Genomic DNA, 18,970 nt, shown 5'->3' on the forward strand with positions numbered 1-18,970 from the left:
AAAGGCGAGGGAGAGAAATTTGGCGCGAGCCTTGCGACCCGTCGAATTGTTCGAAGACGATGCGGCCCTCGAAGGTGAGGAGGCGGCGCTGCGCGAGGCCGCCCGCATCGCCGAGGCGCTGTTGTTTGCGGCCGGCGAGCCCCTGGAGCAGAGCGAGATCGCCCGCCGTCTTCCCGACGGAACCAATGTCGAGGCGGTGCTGGCGCGGCTGAAGCAGGATTACGCCGACCGTGGCGTCACGCTGACGAGGGCCGGCCACAAATGGTTCTTCCGCACGGCGGCCGATCTCGGCTGGGTGCTGGCGCGCCAGCAGGTGGAGCAGAAAAAGCTGTCCCGCGCGGCGCTCGAGACGCTCGCCATCGTCGCCTATCATCAGCCGGTCACGCGCGCCGAGATCGAGGACATAAGAGGCGTCGCCGTGGCCAAGGGCACGCTGGACGTGCTGCTTGAAACCGGCTGGGTACGTCTGCGCGGCCGTCGCCGCGCCCCCGGCCGGCCGCTCACCTATGGCACGACCGATAGTTTCCTCATGCAGTTCGGCCTCGAGCAGATCGGCGATCTTCCCGGCCTCGACGAGCTGAAGGGCGCGGGCCTTTTCGACGGCCGCCTGCCCAAGGGCTTCGACGTGCCGCAGCCGACCGACGACGCCGCGCTCAAGGAGGACGAGGATCCGCTGGAGGGCGACGCGGAGGCGGCGCTCGAGATGGATTTTCTGCAGGAGCCGGACGCGCCGGAGGAGCCGGAGCCGATCGAGGAGTAGGGCCGCCGGCCGGAGAGGGAGGGGACGGTCCCCGATTGCGCATGGCCAGGCGCCGAGGTCGCGCCGCCATCGTCAAAAAATCCGTCGGCCCGCACGCGATCGTCGTTACAGCTGTCGCATTCGGGCTATAGTGCGCTCACCATCCTTTGCGCGCGCCCGCCGCGGCGCGCCGATCTGCGAGGAGGCGCCGACACGAGGCCCTTCGTTTCCGCCGCGATACGGCCGAGACGGGGCCCAGCGAACAGACAGCGACTTCGGCCTGTACCCGCTCCCGCGCGCCTTGCGAGGCCAGGATGGAGGACCTCCGATGCCCAGACTGTTCACCGCCCTCGAAATCCCCCCTCTCGTCGCCGGCAGTCTCGCCGCATTGCGCGGAGGCCTGCCGGGAGCCCGCTGGATCGACGCCGAGAACTACCACATCACGCTGCGCTTCATCGGCGATGTGGATGACGCGCTCGCCCATGACGCGGCCATGACGCTAGCCGCCATCCGCCGCTCCCCGATCACGATCACGCTCGAGGAATTGTCGAGTTTCGGCGGCGACAAGCCGCGCGCGGTGGTGGTGAAGGCGCGCGCCGATCGGGCGCTGGCCGAGTTGCAGGCGGAGCAGGAGCGGCTGCTGCGGCGCATCGGCGTTCCGCCCGAGCCGCGCAAATTCGCGCCGCATGTGACGCTCGCCCGGCTGCGCGGAGCGTCCTGCGCCTCGGTCGCCACCTATCTCGGAACGCGCGGCTATTTTCCGCCCCTGCGCTTCGAGGCGGCCCGCTTCGTGCTGTTCTCCTCGCGCGATTCGGTCGGCGGCGGCCCCTATCTCGTCGAGGCCGCCTTTCCGCTGCAGGATCGCCGGGCGTTTCCCGCCGGCGCGAGCGAATTGCGCGCCTACGGAAGATAGGCTCTTCGCGCTCAGGCCGCCGTTTCGGCGGTTCGGCGTCCGCGCTCCACCACCGCGGCGAGGGAGGGATCGCGCGCGACCGCCTCCGCGATGAGGCGGTCGGAGGCGCTCTCGATCCTGTCCTGCATCCGCTCGAAGAAATCCCGTGGCTCCAATCCCGGCGGGATCGGCGGCAGATATTCGATGACCGCGGTCCCCGGCCGCAGGATGAAGGCCTGGCGCGGCCAGAACAGGCCGGAATTCAGCGCCACCGGCAGGCAGGCCGCGCCGGTCTCGCGATAGAGCAGGGCGACGCCGAATTTATAGACGGGCGGCGCGCCGGCCGGCCTCCGCGTTCCTTCGGGAAAAATGAACAATTGCCGGCCCTGGGCGAACAGCGCCTTGGTCTTCTCGATCAGCTGCGGCAGCAGCTTGCCGCCCTTGGCGCGATCGATGCCGATCTGCTCCGCGCCCATCAGATACCAGCCGAAAAACGGGATCAGCACCAGCTCGCGCTTGAGAATATAGGAGAAGTCCGGCGAATGCAGCGGCAGGACGAAGGTCTCCCAGGTCGACTGATGCTTGCAGGCGACGATGACCGGGCCTTGCGGAATATTCTCGAGCCCGCGAAACTCGAATTTCAGCCCGACGATCTTGTCGAGCAGGAAGAGCGAGCCGCGCCCCCAGACGCGGCCGAGCGTCATGGAGGCCTGCCGCTTCATCAGCAGCGCCGGCAGCCAGACGATCTGCAGCGCTATGAGGTTGGCGAAGAAAGCGATGTGGAACAGCAGCGAGCGCAGGAAGAGCATAGCCTTGTCGCCTGATGGTTTCGCATGGGGCCGGGGCGGGGACGCCTTCCTAGCGCATTTCTCGCCGTTCGGCAGCGCCGGAGCCGCATTTTCGATAAAATCGGGTTTTTCCAAAAGGCTCGGCGGCTTCAGCGCGGCTCCGCGACGGCGGCGCTTCCGATCGGCGCCGCCGGGCTTCGCTCCAGCAGCCGGTTGCGCAGCGCCACATAGAGATATTTGCAATATTCGGCCGCGATGAGCCGCGTCACGGCGATGTCGTCGAGCCAGTCCTCGACGCGCACATGATCGCTGACCACGGCGAAGGGATAGAGCGAGGCTTCGGGCAGCGCCGCCGAGAGCTCGGCCAGAGCGCGCGGCATGTGATAATTGGAGGTGACGACGATCAGCGAGCCGCGGTCCAATCCGCGCGCCTGCGCCCAATCGCGCGTCTCCAGGGCGTTGCCGATCGTGTCGCGGGCCCGATAGCCGAGATCGACGCAGCAGTCGAAGAGCTCGCGCGAGACGGGCAGGAGCTTGGCGATCTCATGGCCGCGCGTCGCGCGATTGACGCCGGTGATCAGCAGACGCCGCGCCTGGCCGCGCGCCAGCAGCCCGCCGGCCTCATAGACGCGATCGGAGCCGCCGGTCAGCACGACGACGCCGTCGGCCTGCACGGTCAGAGTCGATTCGCTCCGCTCGAGCGAGAGGGCGAAACCGATGAAGCCGGCGACGAAGGCCGCGGCGAGGAACGAGACGAGGGCGAGCGCCGCCATGCCCCAGCGACCGAGCGCTGCAGTCCGCGCCGTTCCCGCGTCTCGTCCTCGCGCTCGCAAGCGATTCACCTCGTCGTCGGCTCCCTGGTCGTCGGCTCCCCCGACAAGATGGAAGCGGCGCTCGAGGCCGTCCAGGGCCGAGAAGCAATTATGCGGAGGGGGTTATTCGGCTCCGTCCAACCGTCGCAACTGCCGGAAGACGATCTCCTGCGACATGAAGCCGGTGAGCAGGCCCGCCGCCGCGGAAATGCAGCCGACGACGGTGAAGCCGAGCGGCCCCAGCGAGAAGCTGCCGAACATCGCCTCGAGCTGGTCGCCGTCCGGCGTCGCCGTCCAGCGGCTCGCCAGATAGCCGGAGAACAGGAAAAAGGCCATAGCGGAGGCGCCGCCGATAAAGCCGCCGCGCAGCCCCAGCGCCAGAAAACGGCGCTGGAACTGCTGGGCGATGTATTTGTCCGCCGCGCCGACGAGATGCAGCACTTCGATGATCTCGCGATTGCCGACCATGGCCGCCCGCGTGGCGAAGGCGACGGCGAGGCCCATGGCGACGACGATCAGCACGAAGACCAGCGCCGCCACCGCCACCACGGTGCGCGCCATCTGGCCGAGGCGCTCCACCCAGAGCCGGTGATCGTCCAGCGCAGCGGTCGGGATCGCCTGAGCGAGCTCGCGGCGCAGCGCATCGAGATCGGCGCGGCGGTTCTCGTCCAGCTTGACGACGATCATGCGCGGGGCGGGAAGCTCGGCGAAATCGAGGCCCTGGCCGAGCCAGGGCGCGAGCAGCGCCTCCGATTCCGCCTTGGTGTAGACGCGCACGTCGCGCACGCCCTCGGCGGCGACGAGGACCGAGGTCGCCCGGTTCACATCGGCTTCTATGTCGCGGCCGGGCGCGGAACGAATCTGGACGCTGGCCTCGCGCGCCACCTCGCGCCGCCAATCGACGCTGGCGTCGGCGACCATCAGCGCCGCTCCGGCCGAGAGCGAGGCGAGAAAGGTCATGATGGCGATGACGATGACCAGCGAGCGGCCGGCGATGGAGGAGGTCGGCACCAGCGGCGTCTCGCGGCCGAGCGTCTCCTCCAGCGTGGCGTCGCCCGGAGCCGAGCTCGCAGCCGGCGACAGGCGGCGCAGCGCGGCGCGGGATTTCGCGTCATTCGAAGACATGCAGCCGCCCGTCCGCGAGCACCAGCCGGCGCGCGCTCTCATATTGCTCCATCAACGCCAGATCATGGGTGGCGATGACGACCGAGGTCCCGCTCTTGTGCAGTTCCACGAACAGCCGCAGCAGCCGGCGCGCCAGAGTGGGGTCGAGATTGCCGGTCGGCTCGTCGGCGAGCAGCAACTCGGGACGCACGATCAGCGCGCGGGCGATGGCGGCGCGCTGCTTCTCCCCGCCCGAGAGCACGCTCGGCCGGCTGGCGATGCGCTCGTCGAGCCCCACCCAGCGCAAGAGCTCCAGCACTTCGGCGCGATAGCTCGTCTCCTCGCGGCCGATGACCCGCAGAGGCAGAGCGACATTCTCGTATAGATTGAGATGCTCGAGCAGGCGGAAGTCCTGGAAGACGACGCCGATCCGACGGCGGATGTCGGTCACGGAGTCCTTGTCCAACGTCTGCGTATCCTTGCCGAAGAGGCTGATTCGTCCGCGCGTCGGCTTCAGCGACATCAAGACGAGCTTGAGCAGCGTCGTCTTGCCGGCGCCGGAGGGTCCGGTGAGGAATTGGAACGACCGCGGCGTTATGGAAAAAGCGAGATCGCTCAATATCTCGCTGCCGTTTCCATAGCGCAGGCCGACGTTCTCGAAGGTCAGCAAAGGCGTGTATCCATTGGCGGGCTCAGAATCGCGCTGCGGGGAGATTAGCAGTTCACCGCCCATTAACCATATCGGCGGCTAATCGACGACATGTCGGCGGCCGATTCCGAAGCGGCCGCCCACGGTTCGGAGACCGGCCATGCGCAACCACCTCGCCCCGCACAATTCTCCGGTCGGCTCGGCCCCGAAGGCCCATGATCTGGACGAGGCCCGGCTGTGGCGGGAGCCGCCGCGCGAGAGCGACCTCGTCGATGAGCGGCGCCAGCGCCTGCTGCCGCTGATCGCGGCGATCATCGCCGTCGTTTTCGGGGCCATGGCGCTGATCGGCATGCGCGAGAAGATCGTGCGGGTCATGCCCTTCGCGACGGCGCTCTATTCGGCCATGGGGCTGAAGGTCAACGCCGCCGGGCTCGATCTGCGCGGCGTCACCTCCAAGATCGTCACCGAAGGATCGCGCAAGGTGCTGACCGTCGAGGGCGAGATCGTCAATCTGCGGCGCTCGGCCAATCGCGTGCCGCCCATGGCGCTGGCCATTCGCGGCGCCGACGGCCGCGAGCGTTACAGCTGGACCGCCGCCGCGCCGAAAATGCGGCTCGCGGCCGGGGAGAGCGTGCAGTTCCGCGCGCGCCTCGCTTCGCCGCCCGCTGACGGGGCCGATGTGCAGGTGCGCTTCGCCGCGCTCGAGGATGCGGAGAAATCGGCGCGATAGCCGCGCCGCGTTCCTCAGCGCGTTCCCTTGACGCGCGAAATGGCCTAAGCAGGCCCCATGCCGCCGCATGCGCCTCTCCTCTTCGTGAACGCCCGCCTCGTCGATCCCGCCTCTGGCGTGGAGACGCGCGGAGGGCTCCTCATCCTCGACGGTAAAATCGCCGATCTCGGCCCGGCTCTCACGGCCGAATCCGCGCCGCAGGGCGCGCGAATCGTCGATTGCGCGGGCGATGTGCTCGCGCCCGGGCTCATCGACATGCAGGCCTTTCTCGGCGAGCCGGGCGCCGAGCATCGCGAGACCATCGCCACCGCCACGGCGGCGGCCGCAGCCGGCGGCGTCACCACCATTGTCGCCGCCCCCGGCACCTCGCCGCCGATCGACGATCCGGCCGTCGTCGACTTTGTCCTGCGCCGCGCCCGCGACACCGGCCGCGTCCGCGTTCTGCCCATGGCGGCGCTCACCAAAGGCCGCGAGGGCAAGGAAATCTCCGAATTCGGCCTGCTGCGCGAGGCCGGCGCGATCGCATTCTCCGACGGCAAGCGCTCGCTTCGCAACGCCCAGACCATGCGTCGGGCGCTGACCTACGCCCGCGATTTCGACGCGCTCATCATCCATTTCCCGGAGGATCGCGACCTTGTCGGCGAGGGCGTCATGAATGACGGCGAATTGGCGACGCGCCTCGGCCTCGCCGGCGTCCCCAAGGAGGCGGAGGCCGTCATCGTCGATCGCGATCTGCGCCTCGTCGAGCTGACCGGCGCGCCCTACCATGCTTCCATCGTCGCCAATGCCCTGTCGCTGGCGGCGCTTCAGGAGGCGAAGGCGCGCGGCCTGCCGGTGACGTGCGGGACGACGATCAATCACCTGACGCTCAATGAGAACGACATCGGCGACTACCGCACCTTTTTGAAGCTGCGGCCGCCGCTGCGCCATGAGGACGAGCGCCGGCTGCTGGTGGAGGCGGTGGCGAACGGGCTCATCGACGTGATCGTCTCCGATCACGATCCGCAGGACGTGGAAATGAAGCGTATGCCCTTCGCCGAGGCCGAGGCCGGCGCCGTCGGCCTCGAGACCATGCTGGCGGCGGGACTGCGGCTCGTCCATTCGGGCGATGTTCCGCTGCCGACGCTGCTGCGGGCCATGTCGACGCGGCCGGCCGAAATTCTGCGCCTCGAGCAGGGTCGCCTCGCCAAAGGCGCGCCGGCCGATCTCATCCGTTTCGATCCCGATGAGCCCTTCGTGGTCGATCCGGCCGAATTGCATTCCCGCTGCAAGAACACGCCCTTCGATACGGCGCGGCTGCAAGGCCGGGTGAAATCCACCTTCGTCGCGGGACAATCTGTCTTCGAGAGGCGCAGCGACTAGAGCTCGGCTTTGGCGAATATGGCGATTTACGGCCGGGTTTCGGACAAAAACGGGAAAAACAGGCAATTCGAATGTGAATCTTTGAAATAGGTACGTAGGTTAACTCCCCGTAACTTCCACGAACCGAAGGCGGGGCGTTGGCCCTGATTCTGCGTTCGTCCACCCGCGACGCGCCGCCTTCGACGAGACAATCGCCCGAGCGGCCGGGCCGGAAGTGGAAGAGAAACGATGCTTGGTTCCCGAATTTCCCTCGTCGCGCTAATGGTCGCCTCGGCGCCTGCGTTGCAGGCGCACGCCCAGGAGACGCTGCCCGACATCGACATTGTCGCGACATCGCCGGAGGCGGGCGCGGGGATCGAAAAGTCGAAGATTTCCACCAATCCGATCACCATCTCGCGCAAGGATCTCGACCGCGATCACGCGCTCACCCTCACCGAGACATTGGCGCGGCGCAACGCCTCGATCAACATCAACGAGGTGGCCGGCAATCCTTTCCAGCCGGATGTGACTTATCGCGGCTTCTCGGCCTCGCCGGTGGCCGGCACGCCGCAGGGCCTCGCCATCTATCAGGACGGCGTGCGCATCAATGAGGCCTTCGGCGATGCGGTCAATTGGGATCTGATCCCGACTGTCGCCATCGCCAATGGCGACATCGTCAGCGGCAATCCGCTGTTCGGCCTCAACGCGCTCGGCGGCGCGCTGACGCTCGAGATGAAGAACGGCTTCACCTGGCAGGGCTTCGAGGCGGATGGCCGCGGCGGCTCCTATGGGCGCCGCGTCGGCACGCTGCAATATGGCAAGCAGATCGACAATTGGGCCGCCTATCTCGCCTTCGAGGGCATTGGCGACGGCGGCTGGCGCCAGCGTTCGGGCTCCTCCGTGCTGCGCGGCTACGCCGATCTCGGCTATAAGGGCGACAAGACCGAGTTCCATCTGAATTTCACCGGCGCGGGCACGCGCCTGGGCGCGGCGGCGGCGACGCCGGTCGATCTGTTGCAGCGGGGCGGCTACGGCTCCATCTTCACGACGCCGCAGACCTCCAATAACGACCTCGCCTTCGTGAATTTCAAAGGCGCCTATGAGGCGACGAATCATCTGAAATTCAACGGCAACGCCTATTTTCGGCAGTTCCGCCAGGAGCATGTCGACGGCAATCTGGCCGATGTCGAGCGCTGCAGCTCGCGCGCTTTCATCTGTCAGGAGGATGAGCCGTTCCTCGTCAACGAGCCGACAAACGCCCAGCGCCGCCTGCGCGATGTCTCCGGTAATTTCATTCCCGCCTCTGTCCTCGCCGGCGGCGTGCCGGCGAGCGTCGACAAGACGCGGACCGACTCGCGCTCCTTCGGCTTCGCGCTGCAGGGGACCTATGACGAGGCGATCTTCGGCTTCAAGAACAAGCTCGTCGTCGGCGGCTCGCATGATCGCCAGCATGTCGACTTCCGCGGCTATTCCGAGCTCGGCGTGCTGCAGCCCGATCTCTCCGTCGCATCGACCGGGCTCGTCTATCAGAACGCCGTTCCCGAGGGCGGCTTCCAGCAGGTGAGCGTCGGCGGCCGCAATTTCTATTGGGGCGTCTATGCGCTCGACACGCTGGATGTGACCGACAAGCTCACCGTCACCGCCGGCCTGCGCTTCAACAGCGCCGATATCGCGCTCTTCGACCATCGCGGCGTCTCGCTGAATAGCAACGCGGTCTATCAGCGGGTCAATCCGGTCGCGGGCCTCACCTATAATTTCCTTCCCGAATTCACTGTCTACGGCAATTACTCGGAAGCCAATCGCGCGCCGACGGCGCTGGAGAACGGCTGCTCGGATCGCCTGCATCCCTGCATGATCGACGGCTTTCTCGTCTCCGATCCGCCGCTGAAGCAGGTGGTGGCGAGGACCTGGGAAGTGGGCTTTCGCGGCTATCACCCCATCGGCCCCGACAATGGCCGTCTCGACTATCACGCAGGCCTGTTCCGCACCGAGAGCACGGACGACATTCTCGCGCTGCCGTCCGACGTGATCCAGGGCCGCGGCTATTACGCCAATGTCGGACAGACGCGCCGGCAGGGCGTGGAAGCCGGCGCCACATGGCGCAATGATTTCCTGGCCCTCTACGCCGATTACGCGCTCGTCGACGCCACCTTCCGCAATTCGATGACGTTGAACTCCGGCGACAATCCCTACGCCGACGAAAATGGCCAGATTCATGTGCGTCCGGGCAATGTGCTGCCGGGAATTCCGCGCCATCGCGTCAAGCTTGGTTTCGATTACAATATCACGCCGGAGTGGAAGTTCGGTCTCGATTATGTCTTCACGAGCGGCGTGCATCTGGCGGGCGACGAGGCAAATCTCGACAAGACGCTGCCATCCTGGGGCATTGTCAATCTGAAGACCTCCTATAAGGTCATGGACAATGTCGAGGTCTATGCGCTCGTGCAGAATTTGTTCGATCGGCGCTACTATACTTTCGGCACATATTTCGAAAGCAGCGCGTTGGCGGGCTTCAGCAATCCGCGCACTGTCGGCCCCGGCGCGCCGCTCGCGGCCTATGGCGGAGTCAAGGTCAGATTTTGAGCCTAAGGCTATGATCTAGCGAGGCGATATTCTTTATCGGAGGGGGAGGCGGCGATCAGCGGCGCCTCCCCTATGTTCATTGGCGACCCGCCCGAATCACGAACGCACTTGAAGAAAGGCGGCAACCGCCTTAAAGGCTCGCGCGCGCGGGACGCGAGGCGCGCCGCAACCGGGAACGAGAACGCATGGCCAAGGAAAAATTCTCACGCACGAAGCCGCATTGCAACATCGGCACGATCGGTCACGTGGACCATGGCAAGACGTCGCTGACGGCGGCGATCACCAAGGTTCTGGCCGAGACGGGCGGCGCGACCTTCACGGCCTATGACCAGATCGACAAGGCCCCGGAAGAGCGCGCCCGCGGCATCACCATCTCGACGGCGCACGTCGAGTATGAGACCGCCAATCGCCATTACGCCCATGTCGACTGCCCCGGCCACGCCGATTATGTGAAGAACATGATCACCGGCGCCGCGCAGATGGACGGCGCCATCCTCGTCGTCTCCGCCGCCGACGGCCCGATGCCGCAGACCCGCGAGCACATCCTGCTCGCCCGCCAGGTCGGCGTGCCGGCGCTCGTCGTGTTCCTGAACAAGGTCGACATGGTCGACGATCCGGAGCTGCTCGAGCTCGTCGAGCTCGAGGTTCGCGAACTGCTGTCGAAATACGAGTTCCCCGGCGACGATATTCCGATCACCAAGGGCTCGGCCCTGGCGGCGCTCGAGAACAAGACCCCCGAGATCGGCCATGACGCGATCCTGAAGCTGATGCAGACTGTCGACGAATACATCCCGCAGCCGGAGCGCCCGAAGGATCAGCCCTTCCTGATGCCGGTCGAGGACGTGTTCTCGATCTCGGGCCGCGGCACGGTGGTGACGGGCCGCGTCGAGCGCGGCATTGTCAAGGTCGGCGAGGAAGTCGAGATCGTCGGCATTCGCCCGACGGTGAAGACGACTGTGACCGGCGTCGAAATGTTCCGCAAGCTGCTCGATCAGGGCGAGGCGGGCGACAATATCGGCGCGCTGCTGCGCGGCACCAAGCGCGAGGACGTGGAGCGCGGTCAGGTTCTGTCGAAGCCCGGCTCGGTGAAGCCGCACACCAAGTTCAAGGCGGAAGCCTATATTCTGACGAAGGAAGAGGGTGGCCGTCATACGCCGTTCTTCACCAACTATCGTCCGCAGTTCTACTTCCGCACGACGGATGTGACCGGCATTGTGACGCTGCCCGAGGGCGTCGAGATGGTGATGCCGGGCGATAATGTGGCGATGGAGGTGAACCTCATCGTTCCGATCGCCATGGAGGAGAAGCTGCGCTTCGCCATCCGCGAAGGCGGCCGCACCGTCGGCGCCGGCGTCGTCGCCTCGATCATCGAGTGATTGGAGCGAGCGCGCCGTCGCGACGGCGCACATTCGTTTGCGTTTGCGCAAGTGCGAAACATCGCACTTGCGCCCGGCGTCGTCGCCTCGATCATCGAATATGGGCATTCGTCTGGGCGAGCGCGACACGTCACACTCGCCATGCTTCATCGTGAGCCGAACCCGTGGACGCAAAATGACAGGACCGCGAGCCGGAGGGCTCGCGGTCCGCGTTCATTCGCTCGGTTCGTTCTGGGGTCAGGCCGCGAGCTGCTCCTCGAGGAGGATCGCCGGGAGGCGCGCATCCTCGGCGGCCTCGGTCTCGTTCTCGCTCGAATGCAGCATCACCTCGAGCGCGGCGGCGACGGCGGAAATGCCGATTTCGCGATAGAGGCGGGCGAGCAGGTCATGCGGGCGGTCGGCGGATTGAGTTTCGCTGAAATCGGAGGCGACGAGATTCGACATGGCGGCTGACTCTTCTACTGACGGGGGCGGGACGCTCGAGAAATTTCGCGCATTTGATTTAAAGTCTCCCTTACCCCGGTAAACTATTCGTAAAATCGCGGAGACCGCCGCGCCTTTTTCCCGATCGCGCAATGGGTGAGCGCCGCCGCGATCGATGCTATGATGGCCGCCATGCTGCGCCATATTCCAGAAGAGCCAGTCTCCAACGCCGCGGTCTGGTGCCGACGCCTCGCGGTTTTCGCTTTGCCGGTGGCGGCGATCGCCGTGATTCTCGCGCGCTCCAATGCGGTGGAGCCGCAGGCGTCGCTCGCCGTGCTCGGCGGCGCGATCGTCGTGGCGCTCATCGCTCTGCTGCTGTTTTTCGCCGCCTGTGTCGTCATCTGGCAGGAGGGCCGGCGCGGATTGGGCGCGGCGCTGGGCGGCGCCTTTCTCGCCGTGCTGACGCTCTCCTATCCGGCCTATCTCGCCGTTCAGGCCGTGCGCCTGCCGGTGCTGTCGGATGTGTCGACCGACACCGCCGATCCGCCCCGCTTTTCCGCTTCCCGGGCGGCGGTGGCGGCGCGCGCCGGCTTCACGCCCGCCGGCTTCGACGCCGATCAGGCCGAGCGGCAGAGGGACGGCTATCCGGACATTGAGCCGATCGTCGTCGATCTCGAGCCGGACGAGGCCTATCAGCTGGTTTTGGAGACGGCCCAGAGCCGCGGCTGGCGGGTCATCGACCAGCGTCCTCCGGGCGGGCGCTCGGGCGTCGGCCATCTCGATTTTCTCGATCGGGACCTCGTCATGGGTTTCGCCGACGACATAGCCGTGCGGCTACGTCCGCTCGCCGGCCAGACCCGCATAGACGTGCGCTCGGCCTCCCGCTACGGACGCCACGACTTCGGCGCCAACGCCAAGCGCATCCGGCAATTCGCGGAGGAATTGCAGGCGGGGCTGAATGAGAAATGAGCGAGTAGCGAATTGAACCGGGACGCCGCTATTCGCCGCCCTTGAAATACCGCGCCTCCAATGTCGCCGGCCCCTCGCAGCGGGCGAGGCCGCGCTCGATCATATCCTCGAGATGCGCGAAGACGGAGAACGCCGCCGCCTTTTGGAGCCGCGCGTCGAAACCCTCGTAAATGCGTGCGACCATGACGGCGATCGTCTCGTCGCCGGCCTCGAGCCGCTCGAGAATTGCCGCCTCGCGCTGCTGGCGATGCTGGCGCAAGGCGCGCAAATAGCGTTGCGGCTCCTTCACCGGGCCGCCATGAGCCGGCCAATAGAGACGATCGTCGCGTCGGCGCAGCTTTTCCAGCGAGGCGAAATATTCGCTCATCGAGCCGTCCGGCGGCGCGATGACCGTGGTCGCCCAGCCCATCACGTGATCGCCGGTGAAGAGCGTCGCCTCCTCGGCCAGCGAGAAGCAGAGATGGTTCGTCGTATGGCCCGGCGTCGCGACGGCCTCTATGGCGAGGCCGCCGAAGCTCAGCCGATCGCCATCGGCGAGGAGATGGTCGGGCGCATAGCTCTTGTCATGCGAGGCGTCGAGGCCTGGGCCTGTGACCGAAAGATCGGGCGGCGGCGCATAGGGCGCGCAGCCGGCGATGGTCGCGCCGGTCCTCTCCGCCAGAATACGCGCCGCCGGCGAGTGGTCGCGATGCGTATGGGTGACGAGCAGATAGCGCAGCGTTTCGCCCGCTATGGCGGCGAGCAACGCCTCTATGTGCGAAGCGTCCGCCGGGCCGGGGTCGATGATCGCCACCTCGCCTTCGCCGAGGATGTAGCTGCAAGTGCCCGTATAGGTGAAGGCGCCGGGATTGGGCGCGACAATGCGGCGCGTCAGCCGTGAAACGCGTTGCAGCGCGCCCGGCGGAGAGTCGAAGGTGGTGAGGAAATCATCTGGGGTCATTGAAAATTGCGTCCCTTCGGAATGGCCTCGCGCGCCTTGGCGCCGCGCGATTGCTCGAGCAGGCGCAGATCGGCGCTCAGATCCTCGACCTTCTGCGCGATCACATGGACCACGCCGGATTCGTTCTGCACGCGCCCTGTGACCACGACAAGCCGCGCGCCTATGACCTCGGGACGTTGGCGCTCGAACAGTTTCGGCCAGACGACGATATTGGCGATCCCCGTCTCGTCCTCGATCGTCATGAAAATAACGCCGCTCGCCGAACCCGGCCGCTGCCGCACCAGCACGAGGCCGGCGACGCTCACGCGGGCGCCCTCCCTCACTCTCTGCGTGGAAGAGGGGGGCGGCCCGCGTTGCGCGAAATCTCGATGAAGCGCGGCGCCTGCTCCCTCTCCCGCTCGCAGGGGAGGGTTGGGGAGGGGGCCGCCGCCGAGCGCGCTACAGGGCATGATTCCCTTCGCCTCGAGCCGTCCCCGCAAAAACGCCATCGGATGCGCCTTCAGCGATAATGACAGAAAGCGATAATCCTCCACCACCTCCGCCCCGAGCGGCATGGGCGGAAGGTTCGCGTCCTCCTCCTGCGGCGCGAAGGAGAGCGCGCGCAGCAGCGGCAGATCGTCCTTGTCGCCGGCGCGATTGAGCGCCTGCACGGCCCAGAGCGCGTCGCGGCGCGGCAGGCCCAGCGAGGCGAAGGAGCCGGCTTCCGCCAAGCGCTCCAGCGTCGCCGGCTCGAGCCCACCGCGCAGCCACAGATCGCGCACGGAATCATAGCCGGAGCCGCGCCGCGCCACGAGCCGCTTCATATCCTCTTCCCGCAGGCCCACGATCTGACGAAAGCCGAGACGCACGTCATGCGTCGCGCGAATGTCGCCGGCCATGGAGACATGGCGTGGATGCAGCGGCGTCGCCTGCGCGCGCGCCTCCAGCGCGCAATCCCAATCGGAGAAATTCACATCCACTTCATGCACGCCGACGCCATGCTCCTGCGCATCGCGCACGATCTGCGCCGGGGCGTAGAAGCCCATGGGTTGCGAATTCAAAAGAGCGCAGCAGAATACGTCCGGGTAGCGGCATTTGAGCCAGGCGGAGGCGTAGACGAGCAGGGCGAACGAGGCCGCATGACTCTCCGGGAAGCCATAGGAGCCGAAGCCTTCGATCTGCCCCCAGCAGCGCTCGGCGAAATCGCGGCTATAGCCGCGCGCCTCCATGCCGGCGAGCATTTTGGCGCGGAAGGTTCCGATCGTGCCGACGCGCTTGAACGTCGCCATGGCGCGGCGCAGCCGGTCCGCCTCATCCGGCGTGAAGCCGCCGGCGACAATGGCGATGCGCATCGCCTGCTCCTGGAACAAAGGCACGCCGAGCGTCTTGCGCAGCACCTCCTCGAGTTCCGCCGAGGGAAAGGAGACCTCCTCCTTGCCGATGCGACGGCGCAGATAAGGATGCACCATATCGCCCTGAATGGGGCCGGGGCGCACGATCGCCACCTCTATGACGAGATCGTAGAATTCGCGTGGCTGCAGCCGCGGCAGCATGGACATTTGCGCGCGGCTCTCGATCTGGAACACGCCGATCGTGTCGGCGCGCGAGATCATGTCATAGACACTCTCCTCCTCCGCGGGGATCGACGCGAGGCGATGCACGACGCCATAGCGCTCGGCCAGCAGAGCGAGGCCCTTGCGCAGGCAGGTGAGCATTCCGAGCGCCAGCACGTCGATCTTCAATATGCGCAGCGCGTCGAGATCGTCCTTGTCCCATTCGATCGTCGTGCGGCCTTCCATGGCGGCGGGCGCGAGCGGGACGATCTCGTCGAGCCGATCGCGCGTGATGACGAAGCCGCCCGTATGCTGCGAGAGATGGCGCGGAAAGCCGGTCAGCTCGCGCGTCAGCTCCAGCGCCTTGGCGAGGCGCGGCTCGCGCTCACCCTCCCCTTTAGGGGGAGGGTCGGCCGGCGATAGCCGGACGGGGTGGGGTTCAACGGCAGAGACTTGGGGTTTCACCCCCTCCCGATCGCCTTCGGCGCTCGACCTCCCCCCTCGAGGGGGAGGTGGGGACGCCTCTCCTTGCGCTATTCCTCCCCACACATTGTTCGAGAGCCGCGAGACGACGTCGGCCGAAAGGCCGAAAGCCTTGCCGACCTCGCGAATGGCCGAACGCGAGCGATAGGAGACGACCGTCGCCGTGAGTCCGGCGCGCTCGCGGCCATAGCGCGCGTAGATATATTGCATCACCTCCTCGCGCCGCTCATGCTCGAAATCGACGTCGATATCTGGCGGCTCGTTGCGCGCGGCGGAGACGAAGCGCTCGAAGAGGAGATCATGCTTCGTCGGATCGACCTCGGTGACGCCGAGGCAGAAGCAGACGACGGAATTGGCGGCCGAGCCGCGCCCCTGCGCGAATATGTCCTTCGAATGCGCGAAGCGGACAATGTCGTGCACGGTGAGAAAGTAAGCGGCGTAGCCGAGCTCTGCGATCAGCTGCAGCTCATGGCGCAGCAGCGTCTCGACCTGATCGGGAACGCCGCCCGGATAACGCGTCCGCGCGCCGTCTCGCGCGTAAAATTCGAGCGCCTCCTGCTCGCTGGAAAATCCCTCGCGCAGCTCGCTCGGATAATTATGCGCCAGCGCGTCGAGACGGAAGGATAGGCCTTCCAGAAAGCGCGCCGTCTCCTCGACCGCCTGCGGCGCCTGCGTGAATAGTCGCGCCATTTCCGCTCCGCTCTTCAGCGCGCGCTCGGCGTTGGCGGAGAGCAGATAGCCGGCGTTGTCGAGCGTCGTCTTCTCGCGCACGCAAGCGAGAACGTCGGCGAGCGGGCGTCGCTCGGGGACATGCATGTTCGGCTCATTCACCGCGATGAGCGGCAGGCCGGTCTCGCGCGAGAGCGCGATGCGGCGGGCGAGGGCGGCGCGCATGTCGACGCCATAGAGCGCGGTCGCCGCCAGCCACATCCGCTCGTCGGCCGCAGCGAGCAGGGCAGGGGGAAGGGCCGCGCCCTCCATGAGGATGAGCTGCTGATCTTCGGCGAATTCTAAGAGATCGTCGAGGAAAAGGCGGCACTCGCCCTTCTGCGCGCGCATATTGCCGCGCGTCAGCAGCCGGCAGAGACGCCCGTAAGCGGCGCGGTCCTTCGGATAGCAGAGAATATCCGGCGTCTCGTCGGCGAAGACGAGCCGCGCGCCTATGGCGAGACGAAAGCCGGGCGCTTCGGCCGCGTGCTCGCGCAGATAGGAATGAGCGCGCACGACGCCGGCGAGCGAATTGCGATCGGCCACGCCTATGCCGACATGGCCGAGCGCCATCGCTCGCGCGACCATCTCCTCGGGATGCGAGGCGCCGCGCAGGAAGGAGAAGTTCGTCGTCGTCGCGAATTCGGCGTAGCGGGGCATCGCAAGCTCGGGCGCGCATTTTGTTCACGTATTGTCCCGCATTTCCCGAGCAGGGGCAAGGGGCGCACGTGTCGCTGGCGCGTGCGTCGCGAGGCGGCGATGCTCGATCGTCGTCGCAACTGTCGCAAAACTGCGACGATCAAAGACGCGTCGCGGTTTCGCGATCTGGCGAAGGCGCGCGCATTCGTGGAACCTCCGTTGCGAGCGGCGTCGCGGCCGCTGCATGAGCTCGCGACAGACGGCGCGCGGTTTCCCGGGCCGTCGCCGTCTGTCGCGAAGAAAACGTAAGCTTAAAAAACGTCGGGCTGCGGAGGGAATGAATGCAGATGAGAAAATTCCGACTGTCGATGACCGTCGGCGCGTTCGCGCTCGCGGCGAGCGGCGCCTTTGCGGATACGCTGCTCGAGCTGCAGAAGGACGCGCGGCAATGGGTGTCGCCGACGGGAGATTACGCCAATCGTCGTCATTCGGCGTTGAAGCAGATCACCACCGCGAATGTGCACAAGCTCTCTGTCGATTGGCAATTTTCGACCGGCGTTCTGCGCGGTCACGAAGGGGCGCCGCTCGTCATTCACGATGTGACGATTCCGGCGGCCGCCGACAAGGACGGCAAGACGAAGTCCGCCTATGTCACCGATGTGATGTATCTGCACACGCCGTTTCCGAATGTCGTCTATGCGCTCGATCTGCGAGACCCGGATCATAAGGTGCTGTGGAAATATGCGCCGCAGCAGGACGCCTCCGTCGTTCCGGTGATGTGCTGCGACACGGTCAATCGCGGTCTCGCCTATGGCGACGGCAAGATTTTTCTCGCGCAGGCCGACACGACTCTCGTAGCGCTCGATGCGGCGACGGGCGCGTCTTCCGGCGAGGGCAAGGACAGACCGATCTGGTCCGTCAAATTCGGCGATCCGTCGAAGGGCGAGACCTCCACGGCGGCGCCGCATGTGTTCAAGGACAAGGTGCTCGTCGGCAACGCCGGCGGCGAATATGGCGTGCGCGGCCATATCAGCGCTTATGACGTCAAGACCGGCGCGCTGCTGTGGCGCGGCTATTCGACCGGGCCGGACGAAGAGACGTTGATCGACCCCGAGAAGACGACCCATCTCGGCAAGCCCGTGGGCAAGGACTCCGGGATCAACACTTGGCAAGGCGATCAGTGGAAGCTGGGCGGCGGCACGACATGGGGCTGGTACAGCTATGATCCGGAGCTCGATCTGATCTATTACGGCTCCGGCAACCCCTCGACATGGAATCCCGTGCAGCGTCCCGGCGACAATCGCTGGTCGATGACGCTCTGGGCGCGCGATCTCGACACGGGCAAGGCGAAATGGGTCTATCAGACGACGCCGCACGACCAATGGGATTATGACGCGGTCAATGAGATCGTGCTCGTCGATCAGGAGATCGGCGGCAAGAAGACGAAGACCGCCGTTCATTTCGATCGCAACGGCTTCGCCTACACGCTCGATCGCACAAATGGCGAATTGCTCGTCGCCGAGAAATTCGATCCGGCGGTCAATTGGGCCAAGAAGATCGACCTCGACAAGAAGTCGAAAACCTATGGCCGTCCGATCCTCGACGAGCGCTTCTCGACCGAGGCGCATGGCGAGGACGAGACGACGCGCGGCGCCTGTCCGACGACTCTCGGCTCGAAGGACGAGCAGCCGGCGAGCTATGATCCGAGCACGGGCCTCTTCCTCGTGCCGACGAACCATGTCTGCATGGATTTCGAGCCGTTCCGCGTCAGCTATTCCGCCGGCCAGCCCTATGTCGGCGCGACGGTGGAAATGTTCCCCGCCGATCGCGACAAGGGCGAGACGCATACGGGCAATTTCATCGCCTGGGACGCGAAGACCGGCAAGATCGTCTGGGCGAACAAGGAGCAATTCTCCGTGTGGTCGGGCGCCGTCTCGACCGATGGCGGCGTGACCTTCTACGGAACGCTGGAAGGCTATCTCAAGGCGGTCGACACAAAGACCGGCAAGGAGCTGTTCCGGCGCAAGACGCCCTCCGGCATCATCGGCAATGTCATCACCTATGAGGTCGGCGGCAAGCAATATGTCGCCGTGCTCTCGGGCGTCGGCGGCTGGGCCGGCATCGGCCTCGCGGCCGGCCTCACCAAAAGCAGCGACGGTCTCGGCGCGGTCGGCAATTATCGCAGCCTGTCGAATTACACCGCGCTCGGCGGCGTGCTCACCGTCTTCGCTCTGCCGGACTGACCGGCGTGCGCCCGGCGGC

General features: G+C 66.2%; 15 protein-coding genes. 8 read left to right on the forward strand and 7 right to left on the reverse strand.

Annotation, left to right across the window (positions count from 1 at the left end):
* The first annotated feature begins 19 nt into the window (after window positions 1-19).
* A complete protein-coding gene (scpB, locus tag KP010_RS02530) occupies window positions 20-760 on the forward strand; it encodes an SMC-Scp complex subunit ScpB (RefSeq protein ID WP_108917666.1) in 741 nt (246 codons plus the stop codon).
* Window positions 761-1,067: 307 nt separating this feature from the next.
* On the forward strand, window positions 1,068-1,652 hold the full coding sequence (gene thpR, locus KP010_RS02535; protein WP_142862363.1) for an RNA 2',3'-cyclic phosphodiesterase: 585 nt from the start codon (window positions 1,068-1,070) through the stop codon (window positions 1,650-1,652).
* 11 nt (window positions 1,653-1,663) lie between these two features.
* On the opposite strand, the gene KP010_RS02540 is transcribed toward thpR, so the two are convergent.
* From KP010_RS02540 to ftsE, 4 genes are all read right to left on the reverse strand, one after another.
* On the reverse strand, window positions 1,664-2,440 hold the full coding sequence (locus KP010_RS02540; RefSeq protein WP_142862364.1) for a 1-acyl-sn-glycerol-3-phosphate acyltransferase: 777 nt from the start codon (window positions 2,438-2,440) through the stop codon (window positions 1,664-1,666).
* A 128-nt stretch (window positions 2,441-2,568) separates the two neighbouring features.
* Window positions 2,569-3,261, reverse strand: coding sequence for a YdcF family protein (locus KP010_RS02545; protein ID WP_246659785.1), 693 nt, complete (start codon window positions 3,259-3,261; stop codon window positions 2,569-2,571).
* Between the two features lie 93 nt (window positions 3,262-3,354).
* Entirely contained in the window at window positions 3,355-4,356 is a 1,002-nt protein-coding gene (locus KP010_RS02550) for an ABC transporter permease (protein WP_246659786.1), read from the reverse strand.
* Entirely contained in the window at window positions 4,343-5,005 is a 663-nt protein-coding gene (ftsE, locus tag KP010_RS02555) for a cell division ATP-binding protein FtsE (protein WP_142862366.1), read from the reverse strand. The genes KP010_RS02550 and ftsE overlap by 14 nt, the downstream gene beginning before the upstream one ends.
* A gap of 139 nt (window positions 5,006-5,144) precedes the next feature.
* Between ftsE and KP010_RS02560 the strand changes: the two genes are divergently transcribed.
* The 4 genes from KP010_RS02560 to tuf all read left to right on the forward strand — a co-directional run bounded on the left by KP010_RS02560 (window position 5,145) and on the right by tuf (window position 11,014).
* Window positions 5,145-5,714, forward strand: a complete 570-nt coding sequence (locus KP010_RS02560) for a hypothetical protein (RefSeq protein ID WP_142862367.1) — start codon at window positions 5,145-5,147, stop codon at window positions 5,712-5,714.
* A gap of 57 nt (window positions 5,715-5,771) precedes the next feature.
* On the forward strand, window positions 5,772-7,076 hold the full coding sequence (locus KP010_RS02565; protein ID WP_216280390.1) for a dihydroorotase: 1,305 nt from the start codon (window positions 5,772-5,774) through the stop codon (window positions 7,074-7,076).
* Window positions 7,077-7,304: 228 nt separating this feature from the next.
* Window positions 7,305-9,638 carry a TonB-dependent receptor gene (locus KP010_RS02570; protein WP_142862369.1) on the forward strand — a complete coding sequence of 778 codons (2,334 nt, stop codon included), beginning with the start codon at window positions 7,305-7,307 and terminating at the stop codon, window positions 9,636-9,638.
* Between the two features lie 185 nt (window positions 9,639-9,823).
* Window positions 9,824-11,014, forward strand: a complete 1,191-nt coding sequence (tuf, locus tag KP010_RS02575; protein WP_018265311.1) for an elongation factor Tu — start codon at window positions 9,824-9,826, stop codon at window positions 11,012-11,014.
* A gap of 237 nt (window positions 11,015-11,251) precedes the next feature.
* Here tuf and KP010_RS02580 read toward each other — a convergent pair whose 3' ends face one another.
* Window positions 11,252-11,458: a hypothetical protein gene (locus KP010_RS02580; RefSeq protein ID WP_142862371.1), complete on the reverse strand. Its 207-nt coding sequence runs from the start codon at window positions 11,456-11,458 to the stop codon at window positions 11,252-11,254.
* 135 nt (window positions 11,459-11,593) lie between these two features.
* On the opposite strand from KP010_RS02580, the gene KP010_RS02585 reads away from it, so the two are divergent.
* The gene (locus KP010_RS02585; RefSeq protein ID WP_371824185.1) at window positions 11,594-12,406 is read left to right on the forward strand and encodes a DUF1499 domain-containing protein; all 813 of its coding nucleotides are present in this window, start codon (window positions 11,594-11,596) and stop codon (window positions 12,404-12,406) included.
* Window positions 12,407-12,434: 28 nt separating this feature from the next.
* On the opposite strand, the gene KP010_RS02590 is transcribed toward KP010_RS02585, so the two are convergent.
* The gene (locus tag KP010_RS02590) at window positions 12,435-13,346 is read right to left on the reverse strand and encodes an MBL fold metallo-hydrolase (protein ID WP_142862372.1); all 912 of its coding nucleotides are present in this window, start codon (window positions 13,344-13,346) and stop codon (window positions 12,435-12,437) included.
* Entirely contained in the window at window positions 13,343-16,729 is a 3,387-nt protein-coding gene (gene dnaE, locus KP010_RS02595) for a DNA polymerase III subunit alpha (RefSeq protein WP_216280391.1), read from the reverse strand. Before dnaE ends, KP010_RS02590 begins: the two co-directional genes overlap by 4 nt.
* A 326-nt stretch (window positions 16,730-17,055) precedes the next feature.
* On the opposite strand from dnaE, the gene KP010_RS02600 reads away from it, so the two are divergent.
* The gene (locus tag KP010_RS02600) at window positions 17,056-18,951 is read left to right on the forward strand and encodes a methanol/ethanol family PQQ-dependent dehydrogenase (protein ID WP_142862400.1); all 1,896 of its coding nucleotides are present in this window, start codon (window positions 17,056-17,058) and stop codon (window positions 18,949-18,951) included.
* Window positions 18,952-18,970 lie beyond the last annotated feature (19 nt).

Source organism: Methylosinus sp. KRF6 (genome assembly GCF_018887255.1).
GTDB lineage: Bacteria > Pseudomonadota > Alphaproteobacteria > Rhizobiales > Beijerinckiaceae > Methylosinus > Methylosinus sporium.

Coding starts and splice junctions, on each gene's coding strand:
- KP010_RS02570 (WP_142862369.1), top strand. CDS start 7,305: ATGCTTGGTTCCCGAATTTCCCTCGTCGCGCTAATGGTCGCCTCGGCG.
- KP010_RS02600 (WP_142862400.1), top strand. CDS start 17,056: ATGAGAAAATTCCGACTGTCGATGACCGTCGGCGCGTTCGCGCTCGCG.
- KP010_RS02540 (WP_142862364.1), bottom strand. CDS start 2,440: ATGCTCTTCCTGCGCTCGCTGCTGTTCCACATCGCTTTCTTCGCCAAC.
- KP010_RS02580 (WP_142862371.1), bottom strand. CDS start 11,458: ATGTCGAATCTCGTCGCCTCCGATTTCAGCGAAACTCAATCCGCCGAC.
- dnaE (WP_216280391.1), bottom strand. CDS start 16,729: ATGCCCCGCTACGCCGAATTCGCGACGACGACGAACTTCTCCTTCCTG.
- KP010_RS02550 (WP_246659786.1), bottom strand. CDS start 4,356: ATGTCTTCGAATGACGCGAAATCCCGCGCCGCGCTGCGCCGCCTGTCG.
- KP010_RS02560 (WP_142862367.1), top strand. CDS start 5,145: ATGCGCAACCACCTCGCCCCGCACAATTCTCCGGTCGGCTCGGCCCCG.
- KP010_RS02565 (WP_216280390.1), top strand. CDS start 5,772: ATGCCGCCGCATGCGCCTCTCCTCTTCGTGAACGCCCGCCTCGTCGAT.
- KP010_RS02590 (WP_142862372.1), bottom strand. CDS start 13,346: ATGACCCCAGATGATTTCCTCACCACCTTCGACTCTCCGCCGGGCGCG.
- tuf (WP_018265311.1), top strand. CDS start 9,824: ATGGCCAAGGAAAAATTCTCACGCACGAAGCCGCATTGCAACATCGGC.
- thpR (WP_142862363.1), top strand. CDS start 1,068: ATGCCCAGACTGTTCACCGCCCTCGAAATCCCCCCTCTCGTCGCCGGC.